We start from the raw sequence: 15,554 nt of genomic DNA on the forward strand, positions 1-15,554 counted from the left end.
GCCGCGGGGTCTGGGCAACTGGCCCGGGCCGCTTGGCACGCGTGTCAAGCGACCCGGGGTTCTGGCAAGATCGCGCCATGCCTGCCTCCACGCTGCCCTCCCCCTGTATCGGCGTCTGCACGCTCGACCCGGCCACGCAAACCTGCCGCGGCTGCCACCGCACATTGGATGAGATCGCCGCCTGGTCGCGGTTGGATGCGCCAGGCAAGGCCCGGGTGTGGCAGCGGCTGGGCGCGCAGCCGGTGCCGCCCGGGTGGCAACGCAAACGCTGTGCCGGTTGCGGCGCCCCCTTTGGCTGTGGCGCCGCCGCGGGCACCTGCTGGTGCATGCAGCTGCCGCCGCTTCCGGTAGCCACCCCCGCCATCGACTGCCTGTGCCCCGCCTGCCTGGATGCGGCACTGCACCGGGCCTGAGACGGGCCGCGCCGTGGCATGATGCCGGCCTGTTTCCCCACTGCCGGAACCGCCATGCCGATCGAACGCCTCAACCCTATGCCACGCTGGTCCGATGCCACCCGCTACGCCGGCTTCATCCACCTGGTCGAAGTGCCCGAGCGCCTGGATACCGGGATGGCCGGCCAGGTCCGGCAGGTGCTGACGCAGGCCGAGGCGACGCTGGCACGCATGGGCAGCGACAAATCGCGGCTGCTGATGGCCACGATCTACGTGGTCGACGCCGCCGACGTGCCCGCGCTCAACGCCGAATGGGAGGCGTGGCTGCCACCGGGCTGCGCGCCGGCGCGCGCCTGCGTCAAGGTGGCGCTGCTCGATCCGGCGATGCGGGTCGAGATCGCGTTCGTCGCCGCGCCCGGGGAAGCCGCATGAAGATCGTGGTGCTGTTCCCGACCCGCACCGAGGCGCGGCATTTCACGCATCCGGCGGCCGAGGTGGCGTTCTGCGGCATCGGGCTCAGCGCGGCGGCGTACGCCACCGCTCGGCTGATCCACGAGCGACGCCCCGACGTGCTGATCCTGGCCGGCATCGCCGGGGTCTATCCGCATTCGCGCTTCACGGTGGGCGAAACCGTGCTGGTCGCCAGCGAGCGCGAGGCCGATCTGGGACTGTTCACCCCATCCGGCTTTTGCCATCTGTCACAGGTGGCGCTGGACATGGACTTTGCCGCACCCACGGTGCTGCACTGCCCCTACCTGCCGGCCACGCCGCCGTTGCCACTGGCGCATGGCAACAGCGCCAACGCCGCGCTCGCCCCCTTCATCGCCAGCCAGGATGCCGACGTGGAAAGCATGGAAGGCGCGGCGTTCTTCCATGCCTGCCTGCAGGCAGGGCAGCGCTTCTACCAGGTACGCGCGATCTCCAACGTGGCCAGCGTGGACCACGCGCCCTGGGACATCGACGGCGCCGTGCGCGCGCTGGCGCAGGGGCTGACCACATTGATCGGGCACCTGGCCGCGCACGGCTGAGCCAGACGCACCGCCACGACGGTACGCGCCCGGCCTCAGCCCGCCTCAGCCCGCCTCAGCCCGCCGCAGCCTCTTCGCCGGCCTCCTCGCCGAGGAAACCACCGCTCTGGTGTGCCCACAGCCGCGCGTACAGCCCATTGCGCGCCAGCAGGCTGGCGTGGTCGCCCTCCTCGACGATCACCCCCTTGTCCACCACGATCAGCCGGTCCATCGCGGCGATGGTGGAAAGACGGTGGGCGATCGCCACCACGGTCTTGCCCTCCATCAGCCGGTACAGGCTGCCCTGGATCGCGGCCTCCACTTCCGAGTCGAGCGCGCTGGTGGCTTCGTCCAGCAGCAGGATAGGCGCGTCCTTGAGCATGACGCGGGCGATGGCGATGCGTTGACGCTGCCCGCCCGACAGCTTCACCCCGCGCTCGCCGACGTGCGCGTCGTATCCGGTGCGCCCCTTGGGATCGGCCAGTTCGAGGATGAACTCGTGTGCCTCGGCGCGCCGGGCCGCAGCGATCATCTCGGCCTCGCCGGCGTCCGGGCGGCCGTACAGCAGGTTGTCGCGCACCGAACGGTGCAGCAGCGACGTATCCTGCGTCACCATGCCGATCTGCGCGCGCAGGCTGTCCTGCGTCACCTGCGCGATGTCCTGGCCATCGATCAGGATGCGGCCTTGCTGCACGTCGTAAAAGCGCAGCAGCAGGTTGACCAGCGTGGACTTGCCGGCGCCCGAGCGTCCCACCAGTCCGACCTTCTCGCCGGGGCGGATGGTCAGGTCGAATGCATCGATGATCGGCTGCTTGCCGTCGTAGCCGAAGCGCACCTGCTCGAAGCGGATCTCGCCGCGGCTGACGGTGAGCGGCCTGGCATGCTCGTGGTCGGTGATGGCGATGGGGCGCGACAGCGTGGCGATGCCGTCCTGCACCGTGCCGATCTGCTCGAACAGATTGGACATCTCCCACATGATCCAATGCGAGATGCCATTCAGCCGCAGCGCCATCGCGGTTGCGGCCGCGACACCGCCGATGCCGACCGTGCCCTGCTGCCAGAGCCACAGCGACATGCCGGCGATGCCGGTGATCAGCAGCACGCTCAAGGTGTGGTTGACGATCTCGAAGCCGCTCACCAGCCGCATCTGCCGATAGGCCGTCTGCATGAATTCCTGCATCGCGCTCTTCACGAAGCCGGCTTCGCGCTGGTTGTGCGAGAACAGCTTCACCGTGGCGATGTTGGCGTAGGCATCGGTGACGCGCCCGGTCATCAGGCTGCGTGCATCGGCCTGCGCGGTGGCGGCCTTGCCCAGTCGCGGCACGAAATACCAGACCGCGGCCATGTAGCCGGCGAGCCACACCAGGAACGGCCATACCAGCAGCCAATCGAACTGGCCCAGCACCAGCAACATGGTGACGAAATAGATCAGTACGAACACCAGGATGTCGGTGATGATCATCACCGTCTCGCGCACCGCGAGCGCGGTCTGCATCACCTTGGCCGCCACCCGTCCGGCGAATTCGTCCTGGTAGAAGCTCATGCTCTGGCCGAGCAGGTGGCGGTGGAAGATCCAGCGCAGCCGCATCGGGAAGTTGCCGGCAAGCGCCTGGTATTTGCACAACGCCTGCAGCGCGATCAGCACCGGGCTGACGAGCAGGATCGCCAGCAGCAACAACAGCTTGCCCCGATGCTGCGTCCACAACTCGGCAGGCGGCACGTCCGCCAGCCAGTCGACCACCGAGCCGAGCATGCTGAACAGCAATGCTTCGAAGGCACCGATGGCGGCGGTGAGCAGCATCATGATCAGGATCAGGCCGCGCATGCCGGCGGTACCGGCCCAGATGAAGGCGAAGAAGCGGCCCGGGGGTTGGGTGGGCGGCGCTTCGGGGTAGGGATGGACTCGTTTCTCGAACCAGTTGAACATGCATTGCTCCTTGCCGTCGGAGCCAGGCTGGATCACAGCCGGGCCCCTGTGAGGGCCTGCCATCATGTGCCAGCACCACGCCAATCACAAGGAACAATCCCGCCGGATTTTGCTTGGCGTTGCCCAACTGCAGCGCTTCGCACGCACCAGTACGGCAGGCCGTGTGGCGGCTACCGGGCGCCGCGCGGGCCTACCACCAGACGGGTTCGGGCTCCAGCGATACACCGAAGCGCTGCGCCACCGACGCCTGCACCGCCGCGGTCAACGCCGCCACGTCGGCGCGCGCGGCGCCGCCGTGGTTCACCAGCACCAACGCCTGGCGCGCGTACATGCCCACCGGGCCGAGATTGCGGCCCTTCCAGCCCGCCTCTTCGATCAGCCAGCCGGCCGCGAGCTTGTGGCTCCCGTCGGGCATCGGATAGGACACCAGCGTGGGATGCTCGGCCAGCAAGGCATCGCGCGTCGCGGCCGGGACCAGCGGGTTCTTGAAGAAGCTGCCGGCATTGCCGAGCAGCGCCGGATCGGGCAGCTTGCGCCGACGCACATTGATCACCGCCTGTGCCACCCCTGCCGGGGTGTGCGGCAGCCCAGCGGCGGCCAGCTCGGCGTCGATCTCGCCGTAGCCGGTGCGCAGCACGGGCGACCTGGGCAAGCGGAACACCACCTCGCCGATCAGCCAGCGCCCGGCCTCGCCCTGCTTGAAGACGCTGTCGCGGTAGCCGAACGCGCACTCGGCATTGCCGAATACCCGCCGCTCGCCGTCGACCAGCCGGTAGGCGGACAGCTCGAACAGCACATCCTTCACCTCGACACCGTAGGCGCCGATGTTCTGGATCGGCGCGGCACCGACGGTGCCCGGGATCAGCGACAGGTTCTCCAGCCCACCCCAGCCCTGCGCCAGCGTCCACTGCACGAAGTCGTGCCACGGCTCACCGCCGCCCGCAGCCACGTACACCGCCTGTCCGTCCTCGCCGAGCACCCGGCGCCCGGCGATCTCGACCTTAAGCGTCAGGCCCGGCACCACCTCGGGCAGAACCAGATTGCTGCCACCGCCCAGCACGTGCCATGGCATGCGGGCAAGGGCCGGGTCGGCAGCCAGCACAGCCAGCTGCGCCGGCTCGCGCAGCACCGCAAGGTGGCTGGCGCGCGCGGCCAGACCCAGCGTATTGCTGTAGCGCAGGTCGACATCGGTCTGGATCGGCAGGGGCATCGGGGACTCCGGCAAAAGAGCGATTATCCGGCAGCAGCCTCCGTACTGGCGAGCCGCGGCAATGGCCACTGCGCCAAAGCAAAGCCCCCTGATCACTCAGGGGGCTGGGCGCGCAGGCAGGATGGTGGGGGGCCGCTTACCAGACCTGCAGATACGCCAGGATGCCTTCGGCCGCCTGACGGCCTTCGTAGACCGCGCGCACCACCAGATCCGCGCCGCGCACCTGGTCACCGCCGGCAAAGACCTTGGGATTGCTGGTCTGGTGCTGATAGCGCTGCTTGAACGGTGCGACGGTGCGGCTCCACTCGTCGGTCTGGATGCTGGCGGCGTCGAACCAGTCCGGGCGTTCGGCCTGGAAGCCGAAGGCGACGATCACGTGATCGCAGTCGATGCCGCGCTCCGAACCTGCCACCACTTCGGGCCGACGCCGGCCCTTCTCGTCCGGCGCACCCAGCTGGGTGGTGACCAGCTTGAGCCTGAGCGAGCCGTCAGCGTTCCGCTCGATGCCGACCGGCTGGCTGTTCCACTGGAATTCGACGCCCTCTTCCTTGGCGTTGGCCACCTCGCGCTTGGAGCCGGGCATGTTCTCCTCGTCGCGGCGATAGGCGCAGATCACGCGCTTGGCACCCTGCCGGATCGACGTGCGGTTGCAGTCCATCGCGGTATCGCCGCCACCGAGCACCACCACGCGCTTGCCGGCCATGCTGACGAAGGCTTCGCCCTCGGGCAGCGTACCCAGGTTGTTGCGCACGTTGTTGATCAGGAACGGCAGCGCCTCAAGCACGCCTGGTAGGCTTTCGCCGTCGAAGCCGCCCTTCATGTACTTGTACGCGCCCATGCCCATGAACACAGCGTCGTAGTCGCGCAGCAACTCGTCAATCGACACGTCGCGGCCGATCTCGGTGTTGAGGCGGAATTCGACGCCCATCTCCTCCATCACCTTGCGGCGGGTGGCGATCACGTCCTTTTCGAGCTTGAACTCGGGAATACCGAAGGTCAGCAGGCCGCCGATCTCTTCGTAGCGGTCGAACACCACGGGCCTGACGCCGTTGCGCACCAGGATGTCGGCGCAACCCAAGCCCGCTGGGCCAGCGCCGATCACGGCGACCTTCTTGTCGGTCCACACCACCTGACTCATGTCGGGGCGCCAGCCCTGCTTGAACGCCTCGTCGGTGATGTATTTCTCGACCGAGCCGATCGACACGGCGCCGAAACCGCCCTGGTTCAGCGTGCAGGCACCTTCGCACAGGCGATCCTGCGGACAGACGCGGCCACAGATCTCGGGCAGCGAGTTGGTCTTGTGCGACAGCTCGGCCGCCTCGAACAACTTGCCTTCCTTGACGAGCTGCAGCCAGTTCGGGATGTAGTTGTGCACCGGGCATTCCCACTCGCAGTAGGGATTGCCACACGACAGACAGCGGCTTGCCTGCTCACCGGCTTCGGGCCGGGCCAACGGCTCGTAGATCTCGCGGAACACGAACTTGCGCTTTTCCACCGGCACCTTCTCGCCGGGATTGCGCGGCACGTTCAGAAACTGGAATACGTCGGACATTGGTTTATCTCGGTAAGGCGAGAAGGGGACAGCGAGCGGAGAAGGGGGAAGGGAGAAGGGGGAAGGGCAACAGCCACGGCGCCATCTCTGATCATCAAAGGAGCGGGGGTTTGACCCTTCCCTCTTCCCTCTTCCCTCTTCCCTGTCTCTCTACCTATCTTCCCGGATGTCTCAATCTTTCAGCAGATCATCGAGCTTGGCCGCCTTGGGCTTGACCAGCCAGAAGTAATCGACCGCCTCGTCGAAGTTGGCAAGGAGCTCGGCCGCCTTCGAGGAGCCCGTCAGCTCGACATGCAGCTTGAGCTTGTCGCGCAGGAACGCGCGCACCGCGCCATAGGCTTCGCCATTGATCAGGTTGATGTCGATCAGCTCGTTGTTGATGCGGTAGGCGAACTTCTCCTTCGGGTCGTGGACCAGCGCAAAGCCCCCGGTCATGCCGGCACCGAAGTTGTAGCCGGTCTCGCCCAACACGATCACTGCGCCGCCGGTCATGTATTCGCAGCCATGGTCACCCACGCCCTCGACGATGGCCGTGGCGCCCGAGTTGCGCACCGCGAAGCGCTCGCCGCCGCGGCCCGCGGCATACAGCTCGCCGCCGGTGGCGCCGTAAAGGCAGGTGTTGCCGACGATCACACCGTCATCGGACTTGAACGTACTGTCCTTGGGCGGATAGATCACCACGCGGCCGCCGGCCATGCCCTTGCCGACATAGTCGTTGGCGTCGCCTTCGAGTTCGAGCGTCAGGCCCTGGGCGTTCCACACGCCGAACGACTGGCCGGCGGAACCGGCAAGCTTGATATGCAGGCAGTCGGCCGGCAGCCCTGCGGCCCCGTGCGCCTTGGCGATCTCGCCCGACAGGCGCGCGCCGATCGAGCGGTTGATGTTGCGGATCCGGTATTCGAACCGCTGCGGCGTCCTGGCCTTGATGCCGGCCAGCGCGTCCTTGACCATCTGTTCGGCCAGTTCGCCCTTGTCGAACGAGGGATTGGAATCCTCGACACAGAAGCGCGGCTCGCTTTCCGGGATGTCACCCTGCGAAAGCAGCACATCGAGGCGCAGCCTGCGCTGGCGCTCGGTGGCGCCGTCGGCGAGCACCAGCAGGTCGGTGCGGCCGATCAGTTCCTCGAAGGTGCGGATGCCCAGCTTGGCCATCAGCTCGCGCGTCTCCTGCGCGATGAAGGTGAAGTAGTTGACCACCATGTCCGGCAGGCCGGTGAAGTACTTCGAGCGCAGCTTGATCTCCTGCGTCGCCACGCCGGTGGCACAGTTGTTCAGGTGGCAGATCCGCAGGTACTTGCAGCCCAGTGCCACCATCGGCCCGGTGCCGAAGCCGAAGCTCTCGGCGCCCATGGCCGCAGCCTTGATCACGTCCAGGCCGGTCTTGAGGCCGCCGTCGGCCTGCACCCGCACGCGACCGCGCAGGCCGTTGGCGCGCAGCACCTGCTGCGCCTCGGTCAGGCCAAGTTCGAACGGGGTGCCGGCGTATTTCACCGAGGTGAGCGGCGATGCGCCGGTGCCACCGTCGTAGCCCGAGATGGTGATCAGGTCGGCGTAGGCCTTGGCCACGCCGGCGGCGATGGTGCCCACGCCCGGCTCGGCGACCAGCTTCACGGAGACCAGTGCCTGGGGGTTGACCTGCTTCAGGTCGAAGATCAGCTGTGCCAGATCCTCGATCGAGTAGATGTCATGGTGCGGCGGCGGCGAGATCAGGCTGATGCCCGGCTTGGAGCAGCGCAGCTTGGCGATCAGCGGGCTGACCTTGTCGCCCGGCAGCTGGCCGCCTTCACCCGGCTTGGCGCCCTGCGCCACCTTGATCTGCAGCACCTCGGCGTTGACGAGGTAGTGCGGCGTGACGCCGAAACGACCCGACGCCACCTGTTTGATCTTGGACATCTTGACCGTGCCGTAGCGCGCGGCATCCTCGCCGCCCTCGCCCGAGTTCGAGCGGCCGCCCAGCCGGTTCATGCCCTCGGCCAGCGCCTCGTGCGCCTCGGGGCTGAGCGCGCCCAGCGACATGCCGGCCGAATCGAAACGCTTGACGATGGATTCGAGCGGCTCGACCTCGTCGATGGCAATGGCCTTGGCCGGGTCGATCCTGAGCTGCATCAGGTCGCGCAGCATGGCCACCGGGCGATTGTTCACCAGATCGGCATACTTCAGGTATTCCTTGTAGTCGCCGCCCTGCACCGCCTTTTGCAGCTGCATCACCACGTCCGGGTTGTAGGCGTGGTATTCCTCGCCGAACACGTACTTGAGCAGGCCGCCCTGCTGCAGCGGACGCATCGGGTTGAATGCCAGGCGCGTCAGCTTCTTCTGGTCTTCCTCGAAATCGGCGAAGGTGGCCCCGCCGATGCGCGAGACCGTGCCGTCCAGGCACAGTCCGATCACTTCCTCGCCGACGCCGACCGCCTCGAACAGCTGGGCGCCGCGGTACGAGGCGATGGTGGAGATCCCCATCTTGGAAAGGATCTTCATCAGACCCTTGTTGATGCCCTTGCGGAAGTTGTTGGCCGCCTTCTCCAGCGGCAGCTCCACCTGCCCAAGCTCGATCAGCTCCATGATGGTCTGATACGCAAGGTACGGGAACACTGCGGTCGCGCCGTAGCCGATCAGGCAGGCGAAGTGGTGCGGATCGCGCGCAGTACCGGTCTCGACGATGATGTTGGTCTTGCAGCGCAGGCCGGCATCGACGAGTGCGTGGTGCACGGCACCGACAGCGAACAGCGCGTGGATCGGCAGGCGATCGCGGGCGATGGCCTTGTCGGACAGCACCACGATGACCGTGCCGTCCTCACGCACCGACCTGAGCACGGCGGCGCGCAGCGCCTCGACCGCGGTCTTGAGGTCGGTCTGTGCCGGATCGTAGAAGATGTCGAAGCGGGCCGACTTGTAGTCCGGGTCGCTCATGCCGGTCAACGCGTCGAACTTGTCGGACGAGAGTACCGGCGAGCGCACTTCCAGACGGCGTGCATTGACCTCGCTCTCGTTGAACAGGTTGCGCTCGGGGCCGAAACAGGTGTTCAGCGACATCACGATCGCTTCGCGGATCGGGTCGATCGGCGGGTTGGTCACCTGTGCGAACTGCTGGCGCAGGTAGTCGAACGGCGAGCGCACCTTTTCCGACAGCACCGCCATCGGCGTGTCGTCGCCCATCGAGCCGACGGCTTCCTGGCCGGCCTCGGCCAGCACGCGGATCACCTGGTCGCGCTCTTCGAAGGTGAGCTGGAACTGCTTCTGGTAGGTGAGACGCTCGACCTTGTCCATGGCCGGCAGGATGCCCTTGTCCTCGGCGATCTCCAGATGCTGGGCGTGCTTCTTCACCCACTCGCGGTAGGGCTTGGCGGCCTTGAGGCGGCTGTCGATCGTCTCGGTGTCGAGAAACTCGCCGGTGGCAAGGTCGACGGCGACGATCTGGCCGGGCTTGACCCGGCCCTTCTGCACCACGTCCTCGGGCTTGTACGGCCAGGTGCCCACTTCGGAGGCAATGGTCAGATGACGGTCGCGCGTGATCACGTAGCGCGCCGGGCGCAGGCCGTTGCGGTCGAGCGCGCAGCCGGCGTAGCGGCCGTTGGTCCACACGAGGCCGGCCGGGCCGTCCCACGGCTCCATGTGCATCGAGTTGTATTCGTAGAAGGCGCGCAGGTCGCGGTCGTTGCTGTCCACGTTCTGCCATGCCGGCGGCACCAGCATGCGGAAGGCGCGGAACACGTCGATGCCGCCCATCATCAGGCCTTCGAGCATGTTGTCGAGGCTCATCGAGTCCGAACCATCGGTCTGCACGATGGGACGCACGGTCTCCATGTCCAGCAGGCTGCTGTCCATGATGGCTTCGCGCGCCTTGGCCCACAGCCGGTTGCCGTGCAGCGTGTTGATCTCGCCGTTGTGCGCCACGAAGCGGAACGGCTGCGCGAGCTTCCACTGCGGCCAGGTGTTGGTCGAGAAGCGCTGGTGGTAGACGGCAAGGCTCGACTCGAAGCGCTCGTCCTTCAGGTCGAGGTAGAACACCGGCAGGTTGTCCGGCGTGACGAGCCCCTTGTACGACAGCACCTTGGAATTGAGCGTCGGGATATAGAACGAGGCATCGGCCTGATTGGCCTTCTCGGCCACGCGGCGCGCCTGGTAGAGCTTGCGGTCGAACGCATCGTCGTCCATGCCGGCGGGGGCATTGACGAACACCTGGGCGATGGTGGGCAGCATGCGCAGCGCGTATTCGCCGCATGCCTCCGGATTGACAGGCACGGCACGCAGGCCGGCGAACACCAGGCCCTGCCCTTCGATGGCGGCCTTCAGGTTGCGGATGGAGGTGTCGCCCACCGCGGTGGCGGTGTCATGGAACACCAGCCCGGCGGCATAGCGCTCGGCCAGGGTGATGCCGGCCTCCCGGGCCACGGCACGCAAAAAGCCATCGGGCTTGCGGAACAGCAGACCACAGCCGTCACCCGATTTGCCATCGGCGGCGACGGCACCACGGTGGGTCAGGCAGGCAAGCGAGCTGATCGCGGTGGATACAAGCCAGTGCGAGGGCTGGTCGTCCATCTGTGCAATCAGGCCGAACCCGCAGCTATCCTGTTCGAACTGCGGGCTATATAACGTGCCCTCCAACCAGCTTTGTCTATCCATCACAGGCACCTTGCGAAAGCCATAAAAAGCCAAAAAAACCGGACAAGTCGGCTTGGCCGGATTCAAGCGAAAGGGCTTGATTCTAGCCACAAAGGGTGCTATCCGCAACCCAAACCCGGGTCTGTCCGGCAATCGGGAAAAACCCTGAACCCCGCGTCACGATTGGCTTTCGCAACGGCAGGCTTCAGCTGGCCGGGACCCCTGTGCATTGCAACAACGGCGCTGAAACCCCACGTGCATTGTTGCCTTTGCAAGTTGCATTGCCGGTAAGCGCACAAGCACGCCGAAGCGGCTGAACCGGGCAGGGGCAGGCGCCCGGAAGGCGCATCGGGCCGGCCAAGGCACCGGCCATCTTCCGCCCATCCGCTGCACGCACCGCGGACCGTCGGGAGCAGCCCGGCGCCGTTTGAGCCGGACAAGGCGTGCGGCACGCCGTTCAGGTTATGCGACGGGCACGCCGGCGCGGGTCAACCCAGCCAGTCGCGCGCCGGCAGGAAATCGCTGAGCAGTCGCGCCTCGGCGCTGCCTTCGGGTGGTTGCCAGTCATAGCGCCACTTGGCCAGCGGCGGCATCGAGCACAGGATGGATTCGGTACGCCCGCCCGATTGCAGGCCGAACAGCGTGCCGCGGTCCCACACCAGGTTGAATTCCACGTAGCGGCCGCGCCGGTAGCCCTGCCAATCGCGCTCGCGCTCGCCATAGGCAAGCTCGCGCCGCGCCTCAACGATCGGCACATACGCCGGCAGGAAGGCATCGCCCACCGCACGCATCATGGCAAAGCCGCCGTCGAAGCCGCCGTCGGCGAAATCGTCGAAGAAGATGCCGCCGATGCCGCGCGCCTCGTTGCGGTGCTTCAGGAAGAAATAGCGGTCGCACCAGCCTTTGAATTCGGGGTAGTAGTGCGTTCCCAGCGGATCGAGCGCGGCCTTGCAGGTGGCGTGGAAGTGGCGCGCGTCCTCCTCGAAGCCGTAGCAGGGCGTCAGATCCATCCCGCCGCCGAACCAGAACACGTCCTCGCCCGTGCCATCGGCGTGGTAGGCGCGAAAGCAGCGCACGTTCAGGTGCACCGTCGGCACATACGGGTTGCGCGGATGCAGCACCAGCGATACCCCCATCGCTTCCCAGGCGCGGCCGGCGAGTTCGGGGCGGTGCGCGGTGGCCGAGGCTGGCATGGCGGTACCCATCACATGCGAGAACAGCACACCGCCCCGCTCCAGCAGCGCCGAATCCTCGATCACGCGGCTGATGCCGCCGCCGCCCTGCGGGCGCTGCCATGCATCGTGGATGAAAGCGCCGCCGTCCAGGTTTTCCAGGGTGGCGACGATGTTCTGTTGCAGCGTGAGCAGGTAGTCCTTGACTGAAGCGATATCCATGGCGGCAGCGGCAGAGTGGAAGAAGGGAAAAGGGCCCGGGATGGCCCGATGGGAAGGCGGCCGCGCGGTGCGGCCGCCGGTGGCACCGCTTACGGGTGACCCTTGGGCTGGGCCGCCCCCAGGGCTTCCACCTTGACCTGGACCTGCACGGTGCCGGCACGCTCGAAGGTCAGCGTCAGCGGAAACTGCGATCCTTCCTTGAGCGGCTGCTTCAGCCCCTGCAGCATCACATGCAGCCCGCCAGGCGCGAGGGCCTGCTTGCCTTTGGCCGGGATTTCGATCCGGGGCACCTGCCGCATTTTCATCACACCTTGCTCCATCCGCATCGAATGCAGCTCGGCCTGCTCGGCCACCGGGGTCTTGACCGCCAGCAACGCATCGGCCTCGCCCTCGCTGTTGTTGAACACCATGAACACGCCGCCCACCTTGGCGCCCGGCGCGCTCGCCCTGGCCCATGGGTGTTCGATCAACAGGCGTTCCGCCACGAATTCGTGAGCCACCGCGGTGGCCGCACTCAGCGCCAGTACGGCGCCCATCAGCATCTGCTTCATGAAAGGTTTCCATTGGAAGTGTAAAAAGCGGCGGTCGATACCGGCACGGCAGGCGGCGGGGCGCGCGCCTGCGCCCGGGCAGGCACCAGGAACGGTGGCGCCGGCGGTACCAGACGCGGCACCGGGGCGGGCGCGGCGACCAGCAAGGCGCGCGCCTGCGGCGCAGGCGGCACCTGCTCCAGCCCCGCCTGCGCGGCAAGGCAATCGGGGCAGGGCGACCCGGGCGGCTGCGGCGTGCTGCGCTTGGCCGGCTGGCCCGCGACGCAATAGGCCAGGTCCGCCGGGAGGCCCGGCGGCGCATGCAGATTGCGCCAGCCGGCCGCGAACAGCAGCAGCAGGCACAACAGCACGGCGAGGCGGGCGGAGGGTCGCGGCACAGGAGGCTCGGTCGTGGGGGTTGCGGGATTATAGCCACCGCGGCGCAGGCGTGGACTTTGCTAGGATGCGAAGGACATGTCCACGGTGGCGGCACGGCTGCGCCCGGACGATCCGACACGGCAGCATCCGACGTCCGGTGCACCACGTACCGGCAGGATCGGCCCAGCTGGTACGCATTGCCGCGCATGCCGGACAGACAACGACTCAAGGAGCGCAACGCAGTGGATGAACCTTGTCCGGCCCTCCCCTTCAGGTCAGGATACTGCCCAGCGTCGCAAGCGGCGCCGAACGCACTGGTGCCATCACGTTGAACAGGCTTCGGTTGTCCATCCTTGCTCCGTTGAAGCTGCTGGCGCTGCTCTGTCTGCCACCGTTGCTGGCAGCATGTGGCAATCTGCCGGTGAGGCCACCTGACACCGCGGCGCCGATCGAGACCGCCGGCACCCAACTGGCACGCATGACTGCGCCGTTGTTGGCGCAGCACCCCCGGCTGACCGGGCTGTATCCGTTGGAACACGGGCGCGACGCGTTGCTGGTGCGGCTGGCGCTGGCCGCGGCGGCGCAAAAGGCCATCGATATCCAGTACTACATCTGGCACGACGATCTGACCGGGCGGCTGATGATGGCCAAGCTGCTGGAGGCTGCCGATCGCGGTGTGCGGGTGCGCATCCTGCTGGACGACCTGGGCGCCAATGCCGATGACGACATCCTGCTTGCGCTGGACGCCCATCCGAACGTCGAGATCCGGCTGTTCAATCCCACCGCCAACCGGCATCTGCGGCGGCTGTCGGCGCTCCTGGACCTGAAGCGCGTCAACCAGCGCATGCACAACAAGACCTTCATCGCGGACCGCCAGGCCACCATCGTCGGTGGGCGCAATATCGGCGACGAGTATTTCGCGGCCAACCCCGAAATCGAGTTCAGCGATCTGGACGTGCTGTGCATCGGCCCGGTGGTGCCCCAGGTGCAGCGCTCGTTCGACCTCTTCTGGCGACACGAGCTGGCGATACCGATCCGGCTCTTCTACCCGGACAAGCCGCTCGAAGGCGAACTGGAGAAGGTGCGGGCCGACTACCGCAAGCAGTTGCAGGACGAGCGTGCCCAGGCGTATCTGCAGGCACTGGCCAAGGAGGCGACCGAGACGCGGCTGAAGACATTGCAGTTGCCGTTCTACTGGGGCCGGGCCCGCGCGCTGTACGACCATCCGGACAAGCTCGACCCGGACGAGGACGCCACGCTGCTGGCCGAGCGGCTGGCGCCGGTGGCCCAGGCCACGCGTCGCGAGCTTTCCATCGTCTCGCCCTATTTCATACCCGGGGAAGGCGGTGTCACCTGGATGCGTGCGCTGGAGAAGATGGGCGTGACCGTCAAGGTATTGACCAATTCACTGGCTGCGACCGACGTGGCGCTGGTGCACGCCGGCTATGCCAAATACCGTAAACCGCTGCTGGAAAGCGGGGTGCAGTTGTACGAGCTCAAGCCGGACCCGCCGCAGGCAGGCGGCAGTGGTGCTGGCAGTGGCGGTGGGCGAGGCAGCGCGACGCGCGGCGGCAGCGGATTCGGCAGCGGCATCGGCTTTCGTGGCTCGTCGCGCGCCAGCCTGCACAGCAAGGCATTCGTGTTCGATCGCCGCAACGTCTTCATCGGCTCGCTCAACCTGGACCCGCGCTCGATCGAACTCAATACCGAGATCGGTGTGCTGTTCGAAAGCGAATTGCTGGGCCAGCGCATGGCCGAACAGTTCGACCGGCTGGTAGCGCGTGATGCCTACACCTTGTCGCTGGACGGGCAGGGGCGGGTGCGCTGGCAGGAGGGCGACGGCCGGGACTACGACAGTGAACCCAAGTCGAGCAGCTGGCGCCGCTTCAATGTCTGGCTGTTCTCACTGCTGCCGCTCGAATCGCAGCTGTAGCGCGGGCGGTGGTGCTGCAGAACCAGGGGCCGGCACCGTCGCGAGGGCATCCGTGCCGCCCACGTTGTCGCGCCCGCGTGACACCGTCGGAAACGCGGGGCAGCAAAAAGGCCGCGACAGCGGCCTTTTCAACGCGGGCAGCCATGGGCTCAGGCCAGCTGCACCGGGATCCCGTTCTTGGTATTGACGATGCGATTGGCTTCGTCGACGTAGACGAGCGAGGGCTGATGATGGGCAAGCTCCGCCTCGGTGTAGTCGGCGAAGGTGGCAATGATCAGCAGATCGCCGACCTGCGCACGGCGCGCCGCCGAACCATTGACCGAGATGATGCCCGAACCGCGCGCCGCCTTGATCGCATAGGTGGAGAAACGCTCACCGTTGTCGATATTCCAGATATGGATCTGCTCGTACTCACGGATATTGGCCGCGTCGAGCAGGTTCTCGTCGATGGCGCAGGAGCCCTCGTAGTGCAGCTCGGCGTGCGTCGTGGTCACGCGGTGGAGCTTGGATTTGAGCATGGAACGTTGCATGGCGGCCCTCTGCCAGAAAAGTGAGAAATTATAAGGTGTTAGCGTGAAAAACCAAGGGGGATGGGGCGGACCGGGCCGACACCCGGCATCTGCGCCCTGCCT

General features: G+C 66.8%; 12 protein-coding genes. 4 read left to right on the forward strand and 8 right to left on the reverse strand.

What is annotated here, in order from left to right:
- Positions 1-77: 77 nt before the first annotated feature.
- Genes N8I74_RS17415 through N8I74_RS17425 form a run of 3 tightly spaced genes read left to right on the forward strand, consistent with a single transcriptional unit; the run spans position 78 to position 1,420 of the window.
- Positions 78-413, forward strand: coding sequence for a cysteine-rich CWC family protein (locus N8I74_RS17415; protein WP_263124444.1), 336 nt, complete (start codon positions 78-80; stop codon positions 411-413).
- 54 nt (positions 414-467) lie between these two features.
- Entirely contained in the window at positions 468-824 is a 357-nt protein-coding gene (locus N8I74_RS17420; RefSeq protein WP_263124445.1) for a RidA family protein, read from the forward strand.
- Positions 821-1,420: a nucleoside phosphorylase-I family protein gene (locus N8I74_RS17425; RefSeq protein ID WP_263124447.1), complete on the forward strand. Its 600-nt coding sequence runs from the start codon at positions 821-823 to the stop codon at positions 1,418-1,420. The genes N8I74_RS17420 and N8I74_RS17425 overlap by 4 nt, the downstream gene beginning before the upstream one ends.
- A 55-nt stretch (positions 1,421-1,475) precedes the next feature.
- Here N8I74_RS17425 and N8I74_RS17430 read toward each other — a convergent pair whose 3' ends face one another.
- The 7 genes from N8I74_RS17430 to N8I74_RS17460 all read right to left on the reverse strand — a co-directional run bounded on the left by N8I74_RS17430 (position 1,476) and on the right by N8I74_RS17460 (position 13,009).
- On the reverse strand, positions 1,476-3,326 hold the full coding sequence (locus N8I74_RS17430; protein ID WP_263124449.1) for an ABC transporter ATP-binding protein: 1,851 nt from the start codon (positions 3,324-3,326) through the stop codon (positions 1,476-1,478).
- Between the two features lie 190 nt (positions 3,327-3,516).
- The gene (murB, locus tag N8I74_RS17435) at positions 3,517-4,536 is read right to left on the reverse strand and encodes a UDP-N-acetylmuramate dehydrogenase (RefSeq protein WP_263124451.1); all 1,020 of its coding nucleotides are present in this window, start codon (positions 4,534-4,536) and stop codon (positions 3,517-3,519) included.
- A gap of 136 nt (positions 4,537-4,672) precedes the next feature.
- Positions 4,673-6,088, reverse strand: coding sequence for an FAD-dependent oxidoreductase (locus N8I74_RS17440; RefSeq protein WP_263124452.1), 1,416 nt, complete (start codon positions 6,086-6,088; stop codon positions 4,673-4,675).
- Between the two features lie 171 nt (positions 6,089-6,259).
- Positions 6,260-10,708 (reverse strand): glutamate synthase large subunit, encoded by a 4,449-nt coding sequence (gltB, locus tag N8I74_RS17445; protein WP_263124453.1) that lies wholly within the window; start codon positions 10,706-10,708, stop codon positions 6,260-6,262.
- Between the two features lie 467 nt (positions 10,709-11,175).
- On the reverse strand, positions 11,176-12,081 hold the full coding sequence (gene hemF, locus N8I74_RS17450; protein WP_263124455.1) for an oxygen-dependent coproporphyrinogen oxidase: 906 nt from the start codon (positions 12,079-12,081) through the stop codon (positions 11,176-11,178).
- An 89-nt stretch (positions 12,082-12,170) separates the two neighbouring features.
- Positions 12,171-12,632: a copper chaperone PCu(A)C gene (locus tag N8I74_RS17455; RefSeq protein ID WP_263124456.1), complete on the reverse strand. Its 462-nt coding sequence runs from the start codon at positions 12,630-12,632 to the stop codon at positions 12,171-12,173.
- Positions 12,629-13,009 (reverse strand): hypothetical protein, encoded by a 381-nt coding sequence (locus N8I74_RS17460; RefSeq protein WP_263124457.1) that lies wholly within the window; start codon positions 13,007-13,009, stop codon positions 12,629-12,631. Before N8I74_RS17460 ends, N8I74_RS17455 begins: the two co-directional genes overlap by 4 nt.
- Positions 13,010-13,332: 323 nt before the next feature.
- On the opposite strand from N8I74_RS17460, the gene N8I74_RS17465 reads away from it, so the two are divergent.
- The gene (locus N8I74_RS17465) at positions 13,333-14,922 is read left to right on the forward strand and encodes a phospholipase D family protein (protein WP_263124458.1); all 1,590 of its coding nucleotides are present in this window, start codon (positions 13,333-13,335) and stop codon (positions 14,920-14,922) included.
- A 149-nt stretch (positions 14,923-15,071) separates the two neighbouring features.
- Here the strand turns inward: N8I74_RS17465 and panD are convergent, their stop codons facing one another.
- Positions 15,072-15,452 (reverse strand): aspartate 1-decarboxylase, encoded by a 381-nt coding sequence (panD, locus tag N8I74_RS17470; RefSeq protein WP_263124459.1) that lies wholly within the window; start codon positions 15,450-15,452, stop codon positions 15,072-15,074.
- Positions 15,453-15,554: the final 102 nt, after the last annotated feature.

Origin of the sequence: Chitiniphilus purpureus, from assembly GCF_025642115.1 — a bacterium.
GTDB lineage: Bacteria > Pseudomonadota > Gammaproteobacteria > Burkholderiales > Chitinibacteraceae > Chitiniphilus > Chitiniphilus purpureus.

Bases quoted from the DNA above. Each gene is read 5' to 3' on its own strand.
- N8I74_RS17415 (WP_263124444.1), top strand. From the start codon at position 78: ATGCCTGCCTCCACGCTGCCCTCCCCCTGTATCGGCGTCTGCACGCTC.
- N8I74_RS17420 (WP_263124445.1), top strand. From the start codon at position 468: ATGCCGATCGAACGCCTCAACCCTATGCCACGCTGGTCCGATGCCACC.
- N8I74_RS17425 (WP_263124447.1), top strand. From the start codon at position 821: ATGAAGATCGTGGTGCTGTTCCCGACCCGCACCGAGGCGCGGCATTTC.
- N8I74_RS17430 (WP_263124449.1), bottom strand. From the start codon at position 3,326: ATGTTCAACTGGTTCGAGAAACGAGTCCATCCCTACCCCGAAGCGCCG.
- murB (WP_263124451.1), bottom strand. From the start codon at position 4,536: ATGCCCCTGCCGATCCAGACCGATGTCGACCTGCGCTACAGCAATACG.
- N8I74_RS17440 (WP_263124452.1), bottom strand. From the start codon at position 6,088: ATGTCCGACGTATTCCAGTTTCTGAACGTGCCGCGCAATCCCGGCGAG.
- gltB (WP_263124453.1), bottom strand. From the start codon at position 10,708: ATGGATAGACAAAGCTGGTTGGAGGGCACGTTATATAGCCCGCAGTTC.
- hemF (WP_263124455.1), bottom strand. From the start codon at position 12,081: ATGGATATCGCTTCAGTCAAGGACTACCTGCTCACGCTGCAACAGAAC.
- N8I74_RS17455 (WP_263124456.1), bottom strand. From the start codon at position 12,632: ATGAAGCAGATGCTGATGGGCGCCGTACTGGCGCTGAGTGCGGCCACC.
- panD (WP_263124459.1), bottom strand. From the start codon at position 15,452: ATGCAACGTTCCATGCTCAAATCCAAGCTCCACCGCGTGACCACGACG.